Origin of the sequence: Macrococcus bovicus (assembly GCF_030376725.1) — a bacterium.
Classification (GTDB): domain Bacteria; phylum Bacillota; class Bacilli; order Staphylococcales; family Staphylococcaceae; genus Macrococcus; species Macrococcus bovicus.
Map to the genome: position 1 here is coordinate 734,868 of NZ_CP128470.1, position 18,225 is coordinate 753,092.

The window sequence follows — 18,225 nt, forward strand, 5'->3', positions numbered from 1 at the left end:
TATAATAAGGCGTGAGGTGAAATCATGAAATGGTTTAAAAATAACATTGAAGTCCTGATCGGCTATCTGCTCGGCACCTTGCTTCTCGGCATGGGTCTTTTTATATTTTTCAATGCCGATGAGATTGTTCATTTCAAGGAGATAGCCATCAACCGCCTGCACATGGCCCGGCTCTCTGACTTCATCAATATTTATAGTTACGCGTTCATCGAGCTGCTTAGTCATTACATCACCGCTTACCCGTATATGTATAGCCTGATATTTGTTCTCTACGGGCTGGGGCTCTTCTATATCAGCCGCACGCTCAAGAAGACAACGGCCCATGACCCGCAGATTTCGCTCTTTTATCTGATGACGGCGATTTTCCTGTTTCTCCTGACGGCGCTTTTCATGTTCAAGGTCTATCATATATATGCGCTCTTCTATTTTGTCGCGTTTCTGCTGCTTGTCTTCTACGTGCTGAACCGCCGCCATCTAAACAGTGAGTTCCGTAAGCTGCATTATCTCATTCTGATCTTCATTTTTGGCGTGGCCTATATCGTCACACAGAATCACGTCTATGACCAGCTCGTGGATGAGAAGGTGACACCGCTCGATCTGATGGCCCTCAACTTCTTCTTTATTCTGTTTTCTGCCATGGGGGCTCTGGCACTCGGCAACTATATCTTCCTCTACCGAGCGAAGAAGATAGATCCTGAAGTCCATGCGATGCGACGGGCAAATAAACGTAAGCGTGACCATAAGTTCAGCCGCGTCATCAATCATCAGACCAACGATGCACTGCAGCAGCTCTCTAAACAGTCGATGAAGATTGACGAGCGGCTGATGCTGAGCTGGAATCGTTTCAAGGCCGGCATCCGGCGCAGAATCGATCTGCAGGATGAGGATATTCCGCGCTGGATGCGTAAACCGAAATGGTTCAGTTTCTTCCAGATTGAAGTGCTTTTCGGTGTGCTGATTCTCTTGCTGACGATTATAGAGCTGAACAACCGCAACATACTCTTTAATGTCAGCAAGTTTAACGTCGTCAAGATGCAGTATTTCTATGAATGGCTGAGTCTCTTTGCTCTGTTTGTCGTAGTGATTCTCTATCTGGTGTTCACCATCACCATTCATTTACGCAACCGCGGCTACTTCGGTCAGCTGTTTACGATTTCGATTCTTTTCATTGAGATCATGACGAGCTTCTATCTGATGCTCTTCAAAGGGATTTCAGTCTCACTGTTTATTCCTCCTGTTATAGTACTGCTTGTTATCCTTGTCACGCCGCTGTTTTTCAATCATCTGCGTAAAAATTACTAATTGCTATTGTATAACAGTTGCGGGTGTTCTATAATAAGGGAGTACAGTGATGGGAGAATAGCACTTTGGGGAAAGTGCTGTGATAAAACAAGAACGTTGCATAAAGGGTGCCTGGGGGGGCACTCTTTTTGTGTTATAGTGGAGAAAACAGAAAAAGAAGGTGCAGTAATGAAGAAAGTAGTATTAAAGCACAAGCATGACAAGAAATATCGCGACGGCTATCTCGTGCTTGAAGAAGCTGATATTTTTGATATGGATACGATGAACGAGGGTGAGCGCTTTGTGCTGAAGGCGTCAGACGGGACTGACCTCGGGCTTTTTTATTTTGGCCGTCAGAACCGCGGTGCAGGCTATAAGATCAGTGACAGTCTGGAGACAAAACTAGATGAGCGTTTCTTTAAGCTGCTCTTTGAAGCGGCGAAAGAAGAACGCGCATCCCTCTATAATTCAGGTCATACGAATGCGTTCCGCGTGTACAACGGAGAAGGAGACGGGCTTGGGGGCTTTACCGTCGATGATTATGATGGTCATTTCCTGATTCAATGGTATTCCAAAGGCATCTATCACTACAAGGAAGCGATTATCCGCAGCCTGCAAGCGGTATTCGACTGCAAAACGCTTTATGAGAAGCTGAGATTCGATAAAAATGTCCCGACACACCGTATCAGTGAGGAAGCGGTCGAGTTTCCAATCATCATCACAGAGAATGACCTCTTTTATACGATCAACTTCGAGGAGGGTCCGATGACCGGTATCTTCCTCGACCAGCGTGATGTCCGCAACAAAATCATGTCTCTTGATCTGAAGAAGCCGATGCTGAACTTGTTCGCTTATTCAGGCGGCTTCAGCGTGGCGGCCGCAAAGAATGGCCAGGAGACGGTCAGCGTGGATATCGCTAAACGCTCACTCGAACTGATCGAGCAGAACTTCGCTTTAAATGAGATCAATATCGACAAACAGCTGCTCTATACGATGGACGTCTTTGATATGCTGAAATACTGTGCGCGGAAGAAGATGACTTTTGACCTGATTGTCATTGATCCGCCTAGTTTCTCGCGTTCCAAGAAGAAGCGCTTCAGCGTCAAGGACAACTACCATGAACTGATTGAAGGTGCACTGCCCATCCTGAATCGCGGCGGCTACCTGGTGCTCAGTACAAATGCGAGCAATTACGCGCTGTCTCAGTTCAAGAAAATGATTCAGCAGACACTGGCAGGCAGAGACTATGAAATCACTGACGTAATGGGACTGCCTAAAGATTTCAGGACGACGCATTTATACAAGCCTTCCAAATATCTGAAAGTGGTCTTCGTCAAAATCCTTGATTAACAGGAAGGATTTCCGGGAATAAAACATTAACTTTATAAAAAAGGACGTGTCATTAATGGGAATTCTAGATACAGTAATCAATCAAGTCGGCAAAAACTTAAATACAGGCAACCAGACGACCTTGCATTCTCTGCCCGCTACTGAAACGGAACTGATAGAACGTCGCCAGCAGGCAGACAAGATCATTCAGAATAAATCGCTGATGAGTTCAGCAGCAACTGTTGTGCCGATTCCGGGTATCGATGTCGGGGTCGACCTTAAGCTCATGAAAGATATCATAGAAGACATCAATAAAGTCTACGGGCTGAGTCACAAACAGGTCAATAATATGGCTGCTGATATGAAACAGCAGGTAATGTTCACTGCGGCGAAGAAAGGCAGCGACTTCATCGGCCGGAATATCACGACGAAACTGCTGACGGTCGTCCTCAAAGCTTTCGCGAAACGTGAAGCAGCGAAACAAGTCAGATGGATTCCGGTGGTAGGTCAGGCAGTGGCGGCTGGCATCAGTTATAGATTGATGAAGAAATTAGGCGAGGATCATGCGAGGAAATGTGAGCAGGTCGCGCGCAGTTTAATGTAGCCGTCTAAAAAATTTGAAGTATCCGCCATGTTTTGCTATTCTAAAGCTGTATAGACATAAGGTTTATATATAAAATTATGCATCCTAAAGGAGAAGATGAACGATGGAACAACAAAGCTATGTCATTATCGACGAAACAGGTATTCACGCACGCCCGGCTACTATGCTGGTTCAGACTGCAAGCAAATTTGATTCAGATGTGCAATTAGAATACAACGGTAAAAAAGTGAATCTTAAATCTATTATGGGCGTAATGAGTTTAGGTGTCGGCAAAGACGCTGAAATCACTGTATATGCTGAAGGTACTGATGAGAAAGAAGCGATTCAGGCTATCAGCGATGTACTGTCTAAAGAAGGTCTGACTAAGTAATGTCAATGACTTTAAAAGGAATCGGCGCTTCAGATGGCGTTGCGATAGCAGAAGCTTATCTGTTGATCGAGCCCGATTTATCTTATAGCGATCAGAAAATCACAGATACTGAAGCAGAAGTAGCAAAGTTTAAAGCGGCGATTAATGAATCTAAAGTAGAACTGACGCAGATTAGAAACAACGCGGAAGTCGCATTAGGTCCGGATAAAGCGGCTATCTTTGATGCCCATCTACTTGTGCTTGAAGACCCTGAACTTATCAATCCGATTGAAGAGAATATTCGCACTAACCAGACCAATGCACCAAGTGCGCTGATGGAAGTCGCAAATAACTTCATCACTATTTTTGAATCGATGGACAATGAATACATGAAAGAACGCGCTGCGGATATCCGTGACGTTTCTAAACGTGTTCTTGCTCATTTATTAGGTGTGACTTTGCCGAGTCCGAGTACCATTGATAAAAATGTGATCATTATCTCTCATGACTTGACACCGTCAGATACTGCCCAGCTGAACAAGCAGTTTGTCAAAGGTTTTGCGACGAATATCGGTGGACGTACAAGCCACTCTGCCATTATGAGCCGTTCTTTGGAAATTCCAGCTGTAGTGGGAACAAAAGATGTGACGAAGTCTATCAAACAAGGCGATATCGTTATCATCGATGGTTCAACAGGTGACGTCATCATCAATCCTGATGAGAACATGATCTTTGCTTATAAGGATAAGCAGGCCAAGTTCATTCAGGACAAAGAAGAGCTGAAAAAGCTTGTCAATGATAAAACGGAATCAGCAGACGGCGTTCACGTCGAACTCGCTGCGAATATCGGTACACCTGACGACTTAGAAGGTGTCATCAATAACGGCGCTGAAGGTATCGGTCTTTACCGTACTGAGTTCCTTTATATGGGGCGTGAGTCTATGCCGACTGAAGATGAGCAGTATGAAGCTTATAAACGTGTGCTGTCAGCAATGAAAGGCAAACGTGTCGTGGTTCGTACTCTCGATATCGGTGGCGATAAAGAGCTGCCATACCTGAACCTGCCGCATGAAATGAATCCATTCCTCGGCTACCGTGCGATTCGTCTGTGCTTAGATCAGCAGGATATCTTCAGAACACAGCTCCGTGCTTTACTGCGCGCATCCACTGAAGGTCATTTAAGCATCATGTTCCCGATGATCGCGACCATCAATGAATTCCGTCAGGCGAAAGCGATTCTGGAAGAAGAAAAAGCGAAATTGACAGATGCCAAAGTTAAAGTAGCTGATGATATTGAAGTCGGTATCATGGTTGAAATTCCTTCTACAGCGGCGATGGCTGATATCTTCGCCAAGGAAGTCGATTTCTTCAGCATCGGTACGAATGACCTGATTCAATACACAATGGCTGCTGACCGTATGTCAGAACGCGTCTCATATCTGTATCAGCCATACAATCCGGCCATTCTGCGTCTAGTGAAGCAAGTCATTGACGCCAGCCATAAAGAAGGCAAGTGGACAGGTATGTGCGGCGAAATGGCCGGCGATACCACTGCTATTCCTCTGTTACTGGGTCTTGGCTTAGATGAGTTCTCGATGAGTGCGACAAGCATTCTGAAAGCACGTCGTCAGATCAAGAACTTAAATCGCGGCCAGATGCAAAAACTGGCAGAGCAGGCGCTGAACTGTGCGACACAGGAAGAAGTCGTCCATCTTGTCAACAACCAGTAAAATAAACAATGAAACAGCGAAAGCTTCTGATTAAATTCAGAAGTTATCGCTGTTTTTTTATTAGTAGGGAGGATATCGTCCCGCAAACGGAATCTGCGGGACGATACGCAGCATCGGACCAGCAGAAACGAGGAGCAACGTCCCGCAAACAGGATCTGCGGGACGATACGCAGCATCGGACCAGTGAAAACGAGGAGCAACGTCCCGCAAACAGGATCTGCGGGACGATACGCAGCTTCGGACCAGCAGAAACGAGGAGTAACGTCCCGCAAACGGAATCTATGGGACGATACGCAGCATTGGACCAGCGGAAACGAGGAGTAACGTCCCGCAAACAGGATCTGCGGGACGATACGCAGCATCGGACCAGCGGAAACGAGGAGCAACGTCCCGCAAACAGGATCTGCGGGACGATACGCAGATTCATCTCAATCATTCATGATAGTATAAAAGCCATACCCTTTTCAGGATATGGCTTATTTTTAGTGGATATTGAATAAGGTGATCTCCGGCGGACAGAAGAGACGGATGGGCAGATGGGTCGTGCCGAGGCCGGGGGAGACATGAAGGGTCATTGCCCCGATCCGGTAGAGCCCTTTGACATATTTACGTCCGAGCTGCGGCTTGACTGGCGCACCCACTAGAGGGAGGCGGATCTGACCACCATGACTATGCCCGGAGAACTGCACATCGACTTTAAACTGTTCGACGAAGTCCGCATAGTCCGGCTCATGGACAATCATCATCGTCAACATATCATCCGGCCGGTTCTTCAGCGCCTGATACATATTGCCTTTACTATTGAGAATATCGTCCAGACCACCCAGGAAGATAGGTTCCTGATCAAAGTCGAGGACGACCCCTGTATTCGTCAGCAGCTGGATGTTGCTTGCACTGAGTATACGACTGATACGGGGTGTCTGATGAATACGCTGATCATGGTTGCCATATGAAAAGAAGACGCCAAGCGGTGCTGTCATCGTCTTAAGAAGCGGAATCAGATGCTCCGGATTGTGGTAGTGGTCGATATTATCAAAGAGGTCACCTGAAATGATAATAATATCCGGCTGCAGATCGTTGATGAGCTGGATATGATATATAAGGTCATCATAACTATAGTGAAAGCCGAGATGCAGATCTGAAATATGGATGACTTTAAGAGGTGCTGCATGCGGCTGTCTCAACAGATTCAGTGTATGTCTTTTAATGACAACATCCTCTTTTTTGGATTTAAAAGGCAGCCAGTTCTTATTCATGGATCAAGGCTTCTATTCTATCCATATCAACTGAACGGAGGACTTCACCGTTAATAATGATCAGCGGCGTACTGAATGCATCCATCTCCATCATTTCCTGACGATACGCACTGTGCTTGATATTCTTCTCGGTGAAGGGAAGATTCTGTTCATTGAAATAGTTCTTGATATATTGACAGGGCGGACAGCTGTCCTGGGTATAAAGGGTAATATTCATTCAATCATCTCCAAATTAGAATCTTTATCATCGTAGCGTTTTCTGCATGAAATTTCAAACTTTGTTCACTAAATCTTTACAAAATAAATGAGCCTTCTATTAGAATAATAGGGAATGGTCTAGTATAATAAAGCTATCAAATTTGTGATAAAAATCACATAAGGAGGAAATTAATGGATGCTGTTGTTATCAGCAGATTACTGACAGGTATGACGCTGGCATTTCATATTATTTTTGCAACGATAGGTGTTGCACTACCATTTATGTTTATGATTGCTGAAGGTCTCGGACTTTACAAGAAAGACCCTGCGTATCTAGCTATGGCCAAACGCTGGGCCAAAGGTTTTACCATCACAGTCGCAGTCGGCGTTGTAACCGGTACGATCATTGGGCTGCAGTTATCGCTCTTATGGCCGTCGTTTATGCGTATCGGCGGGCAGGTCATCGCGCTGCCGCTTTTCATGGAGACATTCGCGTTCTTCTTTGAGGCGATTTTCTTAAGTATCTATCTCTATACGTGGGACCGTTTCAAAAACCGCTGGCTGCACTGGCTGCTGACAATTCCTATCATCATCGGCTCGACGATGAGTGCGCTTTTCATTACAAGTGTGAACTCATTCATGAATACACCGGAAGGCTTTGATATGGTCAAAGGTCAGCTGGTCAATATTGATCCAGTGGGGGCCATGCTGAACAGTTCATTCTTTGTGCGTGCATTCCACGTTGTCACAACGGGCGGTATGACGATTGCATTTATGCTGGCGAGTATCGCAGCTGTTAAATTATTACGTAATAAGTTTGACAGCGACCGTGCTTATCACATCAAGGGCTTAAAAGTGACCGTACTGACGGGTCTTATCTTCTCGCTCTTTGCGATGATGGCAGGTCACGCTTCAGCGCAGTTCCTTCACCACGAACAACCCGAGAAATTAGCGGCTATGGAATGGCATTTTGATACAAGCAGCCGTGCTGATCTCGTGCTATTCGGTACGGTAGATGAAAAAGCCCAGGAAATCAAAGGGGCTATCAAGATTCCAGGTATGCTGAGCTTCCTGGCTGATAACAGTATTGATACGGAGATCAAAGGACTGAATGACATACCGGTTGATGAACGTCCGCCGCTAGTGATTCATTATTTCTTTGATTTAATGGTATTTTTCGGTGTCTTCTCGTTCACTATTTCTGTGCTGTACTTCATTATGAAGAAGTTCAAGAAAGACTGGGCGCACCATTCCTTTATGCTCTATATGATTGCATTGACCGGTCCGATGAGCATGCTCGCCATCGAATTCGGCTGGTTCCTGGCAGAAATGGGCCGTCAGCCTTGGATTTTAAGAGGCTATATGAAAGTAGCGGAAGGTGTGACACAGGCTAACGGTGTCTCACTGACACTGGCAGCTTTTGCACTGCTGTACCTCATCCTCGGCTTCTCATGCGTCTATGTACTGATCCGCATCTTTAAGGATAAACCTGCGGCGATTGACATCGAAAATAACCGTGCGAATGTAGGAGGAGAAGCTTAATGGATTATCAGCACATAGGAATCACTGTACTGTGGACATTCCTCTATGGTTACATCATTGTGGGCGCCGTCGATTTTGGCGCCGGTTTCTTTATGCTTTATGCTAAAATCATCAAAAAAGATCATATTATCAACGAACTGATCTCGCGCTACTTGAATCCGGTATGGGAAGTGACGAATGTCTTCCTCGTCTTCTTCTTTGTCGGTATCGTCGGATTCTTTCCGGACACAGCCTATTATTTCGGGACGACATTGCTGATTCCGGCATCAATCGCGCTGATATTACTGACGATTCGCGGTGCATTCTACGCCTTTGAGACATATGGTAAAGACACGAAGTTCCAGTGGGTCTTCCTGTATGGGATGACGGGTCTCTTGATTCCCGCATCATTCTCCACTGTCCTGACCATTTCTGAAGGCGGATTTATTGAGAAGACAAAGAACGGGGTCTCACTGGATTATTTTGAACTGCTGATGAGTCCCTATGCCTGGGCGGTTGTGTTCTTATCCATCATCTCGGTCCTGTACATTTCATCTGCTTTCCTGACCTACTATGCGCATAAAGCAGAAGATCATCCTGCCTATGAGCTGCTGAGAACATGGTTCATGATCTGGGCAGGGCCGATGATTGTCATCTGTCAGTTTGTGTTCCTGAGCTTAAGACAGCATAATGCTGAACACTTTAATATAGCCGTTACACATTACTGGTGGCTCTTCGGCTTAAGTATCATCTTCTTCGTGATCGGCTTTGTCCTGATATGGCAGCGTCGTCATCATGGCATCGCTTTTATTGCGATTATGATCCAGTTCGCTTTAGCGTTCTACGGTTACGGAATCAGTAAGATGCCTTATATTCTGTACCCTTATATCGATCTCAACCATGCGGTCGTCAATGATTCAATGGCCCTGGCCCTGGTGATTGTGTTTATTGCAGGTTTACTTTTACTTGTTCCTTCTTTAGTATTATTACTGAGATTATTCATCTTTGATGCAGATTACGTCTCAGGAAAACGGAGGTAGAGAATGGAAAAGGAATTTGTAGTCATCGGGCTTGGTCGCTTCGGCGGCAGTATTGTCCGAGAACTGAATAAACTGGATATCGATGTCATGGCCATTGACAGTGATGAAGCACGTGTCAATGAATATGCAGATATTGCCACCCATGCAGTGATCGCAGACTCAACAGATGAGACCGTGCTGAAGAGTCTGGGTATCCGGAACTTCGACCATGTGGTCGTGGCGATCGGAGATAATATACAGGCGAGTATTCTGACGACATTGATCCTGAAGGATTTAGGGGTTGCGAAGGTGACCGCGAAAGCGCAGAACGACTACCATGCTAAAGTACTGGATAAGATTGGAGCTGACGTCGTCATCCACCCTGAACGGGATATGGGCCGACGTCTTGCTCACAAACTGTCCAATTCATCCATTATGGATTATCTGGAGCTGGCAGATGAGCATTCTATCGTTGAGATCATTGCAGGTCCTAAACTGCAAGGGACCTCATTACTTGATTTAGATCTACGTGCGAACTATGGTCTGAATATCATTGCGATCAAACGGAACGGTCATATTACCGTATCGCCGGATCCGGGCGAGTACATCCAGCAGGGTGACATCCTTATCGTCATCGGTCATGACAACGACCTCGGCCGATTTGAGAGCAAACTGGAGGATAACTAAAAAAGCTGAACAGCAAGTTGCTGTTCAGCTTTTTTTAGTTGTCGACATTCATGATCATCGGCAGGATCATCGGACGGCGTGCAGTCTTATCATAAAGATAAGGGGAGAGGCTTTCCGTGATCGCATTTTTGATATGATGCCATTCAACATTTTCTGTATGGTTCAGTTTATCGATGACTGTTTTCTTGATCATGCGCTGTGCGTCATAGATCAGATGACCGGATTCGCGCATATAGACGAATCCGCGTGAGATGATGTCAGGACCGGCTAATAGCTGACCTGTTCTGAAGTCGATACTGACGACGACGATGACCAGCCCATCTTCAGAAAGAATCTTACGGTCCTTGATCACGACGTTACCGATGTCACCGATACCGCTGCCATCGACCAGGATATTGCCGGACTGAATCTTACCTGCATAACGTGCAGAGTCACGCGTCAGTGCCAGTACATCACCGTTTTCATGGATAAAGACGTTGTCAGGATCAACACCGCAGTCTATCCCTAACTGACCGTGCAGTTTCTGCATCCGGTATTCCCCGTGAATCGGCATGAAGAATTTCGGTTTAATCAGGCGGAGCATCAGTTTCTGTTCTTCCTGAGAACCGTGTCCTGATGTATGGATATTGGACAGTTTGCCGTGGATGACATCTGCGCCGGCTTTATAGAGTGCATTGATCGTGCGGTTTACACTCTTCGTGTTACCCGGGATAGGGGAACTTGAGAAGATGACTGTGTCATCCGGGATGATGCTGACCTGACGGTGCGTACCGTTTGCGATACGCGACAGGGCAGCCATCGGTTCACCTTGAGAACCTGTACACAGGATAAGCAGTTTATGCTTCGGAATACTGTTGATCTTGTTCGCTTCGACAAACGTCTCAGGCGGCACCTTGATATAGCCGAGCTCTGTCCCGATCTTGATGTTGTTCTCCATCGAGCGGCCGAAGATGACGATCTTGCGGTCAAACTTCACGGCCGCTTCAATCGCCTGCTGTACACGGTAGATATTAGAAGCGAAAGTCGCAAAGATAATACGGCCTGTGCATTTACGGAAAATCTGCTCCACACTCTGACCGACCGCACGTTCACTGATCGTAAAGTTCGGTACTTCTGCATTTGTCGAGTCAGAAAGCAGGCAGAGCACACCTTCTTCACCTAGTCCGGCCATACGTGCGATATTCGCCGGCTCACCGACAGGCGTGAAATCAAATTTAAAGTCGCCGGTATGAACGATTTTACCTTCTGGTGTATGCACGACGACACCGTACGCTTCCGGAATGGAGTGCGTCGTCAAATAAAATGTGACTTTCAGGTTATCAAACTCAAAGACACTGTCTTCTGTGATCGGGTTCAGTGAAGCAGTGCGCAGGAGATGATGTTCTTCCAGCTTGTTGCGGATCAGCCCCAGTGCTAACGGCCCACCGTAAATAGGTACATTCAGTTGTTTGAGCAGGAAAGGGACACCACCAATATGGTCTTCGTGACCATGAGTGATGAAGAGACCTTTGATCTTGTGCTGGTTCTGCACGAGATAAGTATAGTCCGGAATCACATAATCTATTCCGAGTAAGTCATCATCCGGGAATTTAATCCCCGCATCAATGACGATAATTTCGTCCTTGTATTCCACAGCATAGGTGTTTTTACCGATTTCGCCCATTCCACCCAGCGCGAATACGCCGACTTCATTTTTTTGCAGGAGATTCATTAGATAGTCTCCACTTTGAACGCAGGTGATTTCTCTTCGTATGCGAGGTGTGCACCTTCAAGTTTCTGAACGAATTCAATGTTGTAAGGGCGATCTGCTAATGATTTACGGACTTGTTCTTCCGTCTCAGCTTCAACATATAGAACTTTCGTGTTTTCGCGAATGATAACTTCGCTTCTGTCTTCCTGATAAAATACTTTAAAAATTGCCATATATATATCCTCCTAAATGAATAATTAACATAAATAAGGCCCTAGCTGCTCTAGGGCTCTTCACCGTACAGATTGTATGAGTATCTTTATTTTACATGAAGTTAAGAAGGAGTGCAAAGTAAAAACTAGAGTTTAGCAATAAAGTGAGATATGGTTAAGGAAAAGGAGGAATCAATTTGACTCAGAAACTGATATTTTTCGATATAGATGGCACGCTGTATGACAGACAGCATCACATTCCGGAGACGACCCATGCTGCGATACGTCAGCTGCAGGAAGCGGGGCACACCCTTGCTATTGCTACAGGTCGTGCGCCCTATAACATACAGGAAGTGATAGCGGATACCGGCATTACGAATTTTGTTGCTTTTAACGGGCAATATGTGGTCTATAACGCTGAGGTGATATACCGTAACCCGTTGGATGTACACACCTTGACCAAACTGGAAGCCTTAGCAAGGGAGAAGGATCACCCGATGGTCTTTCTCGGTGAAAAAGAGGCCGTATCCAATATCAGGCATCACGATCACATCACAGAAAGTATGGGTTCCATCAAACTGGATCATCCACGATTCGAAGATGAGTATTTCAAGCATCATGATATTTTTCAGGCGCTGCTGTTTCAGGACAGCGAAACGGATGATGTGTATGACGATCAGTATCCGCTCATTAAGTTCTACCGCTGGCATGAGTTCAGCCGTGATGTCGTGCCGTCCAACGGTTCAAAGGCAGAAGGCATCAGAAAATTTGCGGAGAAACTAGGTTTCAGTCAGCAGGATGTCATAGCAGTCGGTGACGGCAACAATGACTTTGAGATGATTGAATGGGCCGGAACAGGTATCGCGATGGGCAATGCAGTAGAGGGACTCAAGCAAATTGCCGATTTTGTCACGACGGATGTAGAAGATAATGGTATCCAGAATGCCTTCAAGAAGCTGGCCCTTATTGAGTAAGAGTTGTGGAGGTATGAAAGAGTGGTGGAGAAACGTCCCGCAAAAGGTATCTGCGGGACGATACGCCGGTGAACACGCGGAAATATGAGGAGAAACGTCCCGCAAAATAGATCTGCGGGACGATACGCCGGTGAACACGCGGAAATATGGGAGAAACGTCCCGCAAAATAGATCTGCGGGACGATACGCCGGTGAACACGCGGAAATATGAGAGAAACGTCCCGCAAAATAGATCTGCGGGACGATACGCCGGCGAACACGCGGAAATATGGGAGAAACGTCCCGCAAAATAGATCTGCGGGACGATACGCCGGTGAATTTGCGGAAATATGAGGAGAAACGTCCCGCAAAATAGATCTGCGGGACGATACGCGGATACAGGAGCGTAAGCCTATATAAAAAGAGTTGCCAGCGAAAGATCTGGCAACTCTTTTTATTCTACTGCTGTCGCATTCTCTTCAGGTTTAAATGGATCTGCCTGATTGATGTGATCATAGAACATGACACCATTCAGATGGTCAATTTCATGCTGCACAACGATTGCAGCGAAGCGGTTCAGGCGGAGTTTGACTTCTTCACCTTCACGGTTAACAGCTTTTACTGTGATGCGGGCATAGCGGTGTACAAGCCCGGGTATATTCTCATCAACACTCAGGCAGCCTTCACCTTGAGGCAGATAAGCTTTCTCCACACTATGGCTGACAATTTTCGGATTGAACAGCTGATGCGTGATATAGTCTTCTGTCTGCTCATCATAGAAATGAATGACGAGAAGACGTTTACTGATGTTTAATTGAGGGGCAGCTAATCCGACCCCGCTTCTCAGTTTATATTTCTTAGCTATCTTGTCGTCCTGACTGTTCTTCAGGAACTCAAGCATCTCATCAGCCAGCTTTACATCCTCCTGTGATAATGGGAGGCTGACTTCCTGCGCTTTCTCTCTCAGCGTCGGATGTCCGTCTCTGATGATGTCTTTCATGGTTAACATGTAATCACTCCTTTTTTATAATATAGCAGAAACGACACCTAAGGATAAACATTGAATCACTATTTAAAAAAGGCTACTATAAAACTGAATGAAAAAGGAGGAACAATCAATATGAAGAAACTAATCATCGCTGGCCTGTCCGTCATCCTACTTGCCGGCTGCGGAAATAAGACTGAGCAGCTGGAGAAATTCTACACCCAGATTGATGCGGTCAACGCAAAAGAGAAACCAGTGGTCGCAGTCAACAAGGAACTCCAGAAGCTTGAATCTGAGAAGGTGGAGCTGTTCAATAAAATCAGTAAAGCAAAAAAACAGGATATTAACCTCATCAACAGCGCGGCAACAAAACTTGTTCAGAATGCTTCTGCCAGAAGTACGGCAATCAATAAGGAAATCAAAGCCTATGATGAATCAGAGAACGAATTCAACAAGGCGAAAGATTTAGCCAGTGAAATTAAAGATAAGGATCAGAAAAAAGAAGCATCAGATCTGACCGAGGCTCTGGAAAAAAAGTACAGCCAGCATGATGGACTGATGACAGCCTACCAGGATGTCCTGAAAAAAGAAAATGATTTATTCAAGTACTTACAGGGTAAAAGTCCAGAGACGAGCGGCGTCAATGCTAAGATTGAAAGTCTGAACAAATCAACGAGTGCTTTCCAGAAAAAAATGACGGTTTTCAATCAGACAATGGAGCAAGTTCAGAAGGAATCCGGCGATATTGTCAAGTTATTGAACAACAAATAATTGTACTATAACAGCAAAAGTTATATCGGTATAACAGAGTGTCCGATTCCTATTGTTTCAACAAATAAAACCCTTTAATTGTTGCGGAATTTTTTTGTTTAACACTAGAACAGTTTTATGTTAGAATAATTCAAGTAAATATAAATATATCCGAAAGGTTTGGTGAATTGAATGGCTTCGAAGAAACAAGCACCATTCGATGCAGTATCAGTACTCAATGAAATTGAATCTAAGTTTGAAGTAGTTCAAGTTTTAGATTTAGATGGTAATGTCGTAAATGACGCATATATGCCTGATTTAACTGATGAACAGTTAGTAGAATTAATGGAGAGAATGGTTTGGACTCGTGTCCTTGATCAGCGTTCGATCTCATTAAACCGTCAAGGTCGTTTAGGTTTCTATGCACCAACAGCAGGTCAGGAAGCTTCTCAGTTAGCATCTCAATACGCCCTTGAAAAAGAAGACTGGATTCTTCCAGGTTACCGTGATGTACCACAATTAATCTGGCATGGTCTTCCATTGACAAAAGCATTCTTATGGTCTCGTGGTCACTTTACAGGCAGCCAGTTCCCAGAAGGCATGAACGCACTTGCACCTCAGATCATCATCGGTGCTCAGTATGTGCAGACAGCTGGGGTTGCGCTTGGTCTTAAGAAAAAAGGCAAACAGAATGTGGCGATCACTTATACAGGTGACGGCGGTTCTTCACAAGGTGACTTCTATGAAGGTATCAACTTTGCCTCTGCATTCAAAGCACCTGCTATCTTCGTCATCCAGAACAATAACTATGCAATCTCTACACCACGTGAAAAACAGACAGCTGCTAAAACTTTAGCACAGAAAGCTGTTGCAGCAGGTATCCCAGGTACTGTTGTAGATGGTATGGACGCACTTGCTGTTTATTTCGTGACGAAACAAGCACGTGAACGCGCGATCGCTGGTGACGGTCCTTCATTAATTGAAACAATGACTTACCGTTATGGTCCACATACGATGGCAGGGGATGACCCGACACGTTACAGAACATCTGATGAAGACTCTGAATGGGTTAAAAAAGATCCGCTTGTACGTTTCCGTAAATTCCTTGAAAACAAAGGTCTTTGGACTGAAGAGAAAGAAAACGAAGTAATGGAACGTGCTAAAGAAGAAATCAAGACTGCTCTTAAAGAAGCAGACGGCACGCCTAAACAGACTGTTTCTCAATTAGCAGAAATCATGTATTCAGGCGACATGCCTCAAAACTTAAAAGAACAATATGAAATCTACAAAGAGAAGGAGTCGAAGTAAGTCATGGCACAAATGACGATGATTCAAGCAATAACAAATGCACTGCAGACAGAACTTAAAAATGACGAAAACGTCGTAGTTTTCGGTGAAGACGTTGGTGTCAACGGTGGTGTATTCCGTGCGACTGAAGGACTTCAGAAAGAATTCGGTGAAGACCGCGTCTTCGATACGCCGCTTGCGGAATCAGGTATCGGTGGTCTGGCAATCGGTTTATCATTAACAGGTTTCCGTCCAGTCATGGAAATCCAGTTCTTCGGCTTCGTCTTCGAAGTATTCGATTCAATCGCTGCTCAAATTTCACGTCAGAGCTTCCGTTCAGGCGGCACTAAGCCTGCACCGATTGTAATCCGTTCACCATTCGGTGGTGGTGTTCATACACCTGAACTTCACGCAGATAACTTAGAGGGCTTAATGGCTCAGACACCGGGTATCAAAGTTGTTATCCCGTCTAACCCATATGATGCTAAAGGTCTCCTGATCTCAGCTATCCGTGACAACGATCCAGTTGTCTTCCTTGAGCACATGAAGTTATATCGTTCATTCCGTGAAGAAGTACCTGAAGAAGAATATACAGTTGAAATCGGTAAAGCAGCAGTGAAACAGGAAGGGACAGACCTTTCTATCATCACATACGGTGCAATGGTACAGGAATCTATGAAAGCAGCTGAAGAGCTTGCTAAAGAGGGTCATTCAGTTGAAGTCGTTGACCTCCGCACAGTTCAACCTCTTGATATCGATACAATCATTGCTTCTGTCGAAAAAACTGGCCGTGTAGTCGTAGTTCAAGAAGCACAAAAACAAGCAGGTGTAGGCGCAAACGTCGTTTCTGAAATCTCAGAACGTGCTGTGCTGAGCCTTGAAGCACCGATTGCTCGTGTCTATGCACCTGATACTGCATATCCATTCACACAAGCTGAGAATGTCTGGTTACCAAACAAAGACGGCATCGTGGAAGCAGCAAAACGTACTTTAGAATTTTAATATCCGTGAAAAGTACGCTTGTACTTTTCACTTTCCCTATAAAAAAAGATATTCTAGGAGGAACTTAAAGTGGCATTTGAATTTAAATTACCGGCACTTGGTGAAGGTATTTTCGAAGGTGAAATCGTTAAGTGGTTCTTTAAAGAAGGCGACACAGTTAACGAAGACGATATTTTATGTGAAGTACAGAATGATAAATCTGTAGTTGAAATCCCATCACCAGTATCTGGTACGGTTACAGAAGTAGTAGCAGAAGAAGGTACTGTTGCTAACCTCGGTGATGTCATCATCAAAATTGACTCTCCTGATGCACCTGCGGACTCTCACGCTGAAGAAGCTAAAGAAGAGCCTCAAGCAGAAGCAAAAGAGGAAGCTCAAACAGAGGCACCAGCGCCTGCTGCTGCTACACAAGCAACAGATGTTGAAGTGGATGAGAACCGCCGCGTCATCGCTATGCCTTCTGTCCGCAAATTTGCGCGTGAACAAGGCGTTAACATCAAAGCTGTTCAAGGAACAGGGAAAAACGGCCGTGTCTTAAAAGAAGACATCGAAGCATACAAAAACGGTGGCGCTGCTTCAGCTGCCCCAGAAGTTGCAGCAGCTCCAGCAGCCCAAGCGACAGAAGCAGCTGTGACACCAGCTCAACCTATCGCTGCTCCAGAAGGTGACTTCCCAGAGACACGCGAGAAAATTCCTGCGATGCGTAAAGCAATTGCTAAAGCAATGGTTAACTCTAAACACACTGCGCCTCACGTAACATTAATGGACGAAATCGATGTTCAAGCATTATGGGATCACCGTAAAAAATTCAAAGAAGTGGCTGCTGAGCAAGGCACTAAACTGACATTCTTACCTTACGTGGTAAAAGCTTTAGTATCAGCTCTTAAAGCTTATCCAGCACTGAACACTTCTCTTGATGATGCAACTGAAGAAGTCGTACACAAACATTACTACAACATCGGTATCGCAGCTGATACAGAACGCGGCTTACTTGTACCTGTCGTGAAACACGCTGACCGCAAATCAATCTTTGCGATTTCTGATGAAATCAACGAACTTGCTGTTAAAGCTCGTGACGGTAAACTTGCGCCTGCTGAAATGAAAGGTGCTTCATGTACAATCAGTAATATCGGTTCTGCTGGTGGTCAGTGGTTCACACCAGTTATCAACCACCCAGAAGTAGCGATCTTAGGTATTGGCCGTATCGCTCAGAAACCAATCGTTAAAGACGGCGAAATCATTGCAGCGCCAGTTCTTGCTTTATCACTTAGCTTTGACCACCGTCAAATCGATGGTGCAACAGGTCAAGCAGCTATGAACCATATCAAACGTTTATTAAATAATCCAGAATTATTATTAATGGAGGGGTAAA

At 45.2% G+C, this 18,225-nt stretch carries 18 protein-coding genes; 13 read left to right on the forward strand and 5 right to left on the reverse strand.

Annotation, left to right across the window (positions count from 1 at the left end):
• Positions 1-24 precede the first annotated feature (24 nt).
• The 5 genes from auxA (at position 25) to ptsP (ending at position 5,293) form a co-directional block, all read left to right on the forward strand.
• Positions 25-1,302 carry a lipoteichoic acid stability factor AuxA gene (gene auxA / locus QSV55_RS04205; RefSeq protein ID WP_289650830.1) on the forward strand — a complete coding sequence of 426 codons (1,278 nt, stop codon included), beginning with the start codon at positions 25-27 and terminating at the stop codon, positions 1,300-1,302.
• Between the two features lie 168 nt (positions 1,303-1,470).
• The gene (locus QSV55_RS04210) at positions 1,471-2,631 is read left to right on the forward strand and encodes a class I SAM-dependent rRNA methyltransferase (RefSeq protein ID WP_289650831.1); all 1,161 of its coding nucleotides are present in this window, start codon (positions 1,471-1,473) and stop codon (positions 2,629-2,631) included.
• A gap of 55 nt (positions 2,632-2,686) precedes the next feature.
• On the forward strand, positions 2,687-3,214 hold the full coding sequence (locus QSV55_RS04215; RefSeq protein WP_289650832.1) for a DUF697 domain-containing protein: 528 nt from the start codon (positions 2,687-2,689) through the stop codon (positions 3,212-3,214).
• Between the two features lie 103 nt (positions 3,215-3,317).
• A complete protein-coding gene (locus QSV55_RS04220; RefSeq protein WP_133451149.1) occupies positions 3,318-3,584 on the forward strand; it encodes a phosphocarrier protein HPr in 267 nt (88 codons plus the stop codon).
• Complete coding sequence (gene ptsP / locus QSV55_RS04225; RefSeq protein ID WP_289650833.1) at positions 3,584-5,293, forward strand: phosphoenolpyruvate--protein phosphotransferase; 1,710 nt, start codon at positions 3,584-3,586, stop codon at positions 5,291-5,293. Before QSV55_RS04220 ends, ptsP begins: the two co-directional genes overlap by 1 nt.
• 482 nt (positions 5,294-5,775) lie before the next feature.
• Here the strand turns inward: ptsP and QSV55_RS04230 are convergent, their stop codons facing one another.
• Positions 5,776-6,549 (reverse strand): metallophosphoesterase, encoded by a 774-nt coding sequence (locus QSV55_RS04230; protein WP_289650834.1) that lies wholly within the window; start codon positions 6,547-6,549, stop codon positions 5,776-5,778.
• Positions 6,542-6,766 (reverse strand): glutaredoxin family protein, encoded by a 225-nt coding sequence (locus QSV55_RS04235; protein ID WP_289650835.1) that lies wholly within the window; start codon positions 6,764-6,766, stop codon positions 6,542-6,544. The genes QSV55_RS04230 and QSV55_RS04235 overlap by 8 nt, the downstream gene beginning before the upstream one ends.
• A gap of 173 nt (positions 6,767-6,939) precedes the next feature.
• Here QSV55_RS04235 and QSV55_RS04240 point away from each other — a divergent pair, with 173 nt between their 5' ends.
• Genes QSV55_RS04240 through QSV55_RS04250 form a run of 3 tightly spaced genes read left to right on the forward strand, consistent with a single transcriptional unit; the run spans position 6,940 to position 9,974 of the window.
• Complete coding sequence (locus QSV55_RS04240; protein ID WP_289650836.1) at positions 6,940-8,289, forward strand: cytochrome ubiquinol oxidase subunit I; 1,350 nt, start codon at positions 6,940-6,942, stop codon at positions 8,287-8,289.
• Positions 8,289-9,308: a cytochrome d ubiquinol oxidase subunit II gene (locus tag QSV55_RS04245; protein WP_133451154.1), complete on the forward strand. Its 1,020-nt coding sequence runs from the start codon at positions 8,289-8,291 to the stop codon at positions 9,306-9,308. Before QSV55_RS04240 ends, QSV55_RS04245 begins: the two co-directional genes overlap by 1 nt.
• 3 nt (positions 9,309-9,311) lie before the next feature.
• Positions 9,312-9,974: a potassium channel family protein gene (locus tag QSV55_RS04250; protein ID WP_289650837.1), complete on the forward strand. Its 663-nt coding sequence runs from the start codon at positions 9,312-9,314 to the stop codon at positions 9,972-9,974.
• A gap of 34 nt (positions 9,975-10,008) precedes the next feature.
• Here the strand turns inward: QSV55_RS04250 and rnjA are convergent, their stop codons facing one another.
• Both rnjA and QSV55_RS04260 read right to left on the reverse strand, forming a co-directional pair.
• Positions 10,009-11,685, reverse strand: coding sequence for a ribonuclease J1 (gene rnjA, locus QSV55_RS04255; protein ID WP_133451156.1), 1,677 nt, complete (start codon positions 11,683-11,685; stop codon positions 10,009-10,011).
• The gene (locus tag QSV55_RS04260) at positions 11,685-11,897 is read right to left on the reverse strand and encodes a DNA-dependent RNA polymerase subunit epsilon (protein WP_133451157.1); all 213 of its coding nucleotides are present in this window, start codon (positions 11,895-11,897) and stop codon (positions 11,685-11,687) included. The genes rnjA and QSV55_RS04260 overlap by 1 nt, the downstream gene beginning before the upstream one ends.
• Before the next feature lie 176 nt (positions 11,898-12,073).
• On the opposite strand from QSV55_RS04260, the gene QSV55_RS04265 reads away from it, so the two are divergent.
• Positions 12,074-12,850, forward strand: a complete 777-nt coding sequence (locus tag QSV55_RS04265; RefSeq protein WP_133451158.1) for a Cof-type HAD-IIB family hydrolase — start codon at positions 12,074-12,076, stop codon at positions 12,848-12,850.
• A 433-nt stretch (positions 12,851-13,283) separates the two neighbouring features.
• Here QSV55_RS04265 and def read toward each other — a convergent pair whose 3' ends face one another.
• Entirely contained in the window at positions 13,284-13,838 is a 555-nt protein-coding gene (gene def / locus QSV55_RS04270) for a peptide deformylase (protein ID WP_133451159.1), read from the reverse strand.
• Positions 13,839-13,949: 111 nt separating this feature from the next.
• Between def and QSV55_RS04275 the strand changes: the two genes are divergently transcribed.
• The 4 genes from QSV55_RS04275 to QSV55_RS04290 all read left to right on the forward strand — a co-directional run bounded on the left by QSV55_RS04275 (position 13,950) and on the right by QSV55_RS04290 (position 18,224).
• Positions 13,950-14,585, forward strand: coding sequence for a YkyA family protein (locus tag QSV55_RS04275; RefSeq protein WP_289650838.1), 636 nt, complete (start codon positions 13,950-13,952; stop codon positions 14,583-14,585).
• Positions 14,586-14,756: 171 nt separating this feature from the next.
• Positions 14,757-15,872: a pyruvate dehydrogenase (acetyl-transferring) E1 component subunit alpha gene (pdhA, locus tag QSV55_RS04280; protein WP_133451161.1), complete on the forward strand. Its 1,116-nt coding sequence runs from the start codon at positions 14,757-14,759 to the stop codon at positions 15,870-15,872.
• A 3-nt stretch (positions 15,873-15,875) separates the two neighbouring features.
• Positions 15,876-16,853: an alpha-ketoacid dehydrogenase subunit beta gene (locus QSV55_RS04285; RefSeq protein ID WP_133451162.1), complete on the forward strand. Its 978-nt coding sequence runs from the start codon at positions 15,876-15,878 to the stop codon at positions 16,851-16,853.
• Between the two features lie 69 nt (positions 16,854-16,922).
• Positions 16,923-18,224: a dihydrolipoamide acetyltransferase family protein gene (locus tag QSV55_RS04290; protein WP_289650839.1), complete on the forward strand. Its 1,302-nt coding sequence runs from the start codon at positions 16,923-16,925 to the stop codon at positions 18,222-18,224.
• Position 18,225: the final 1 nt, after the last annotated feature.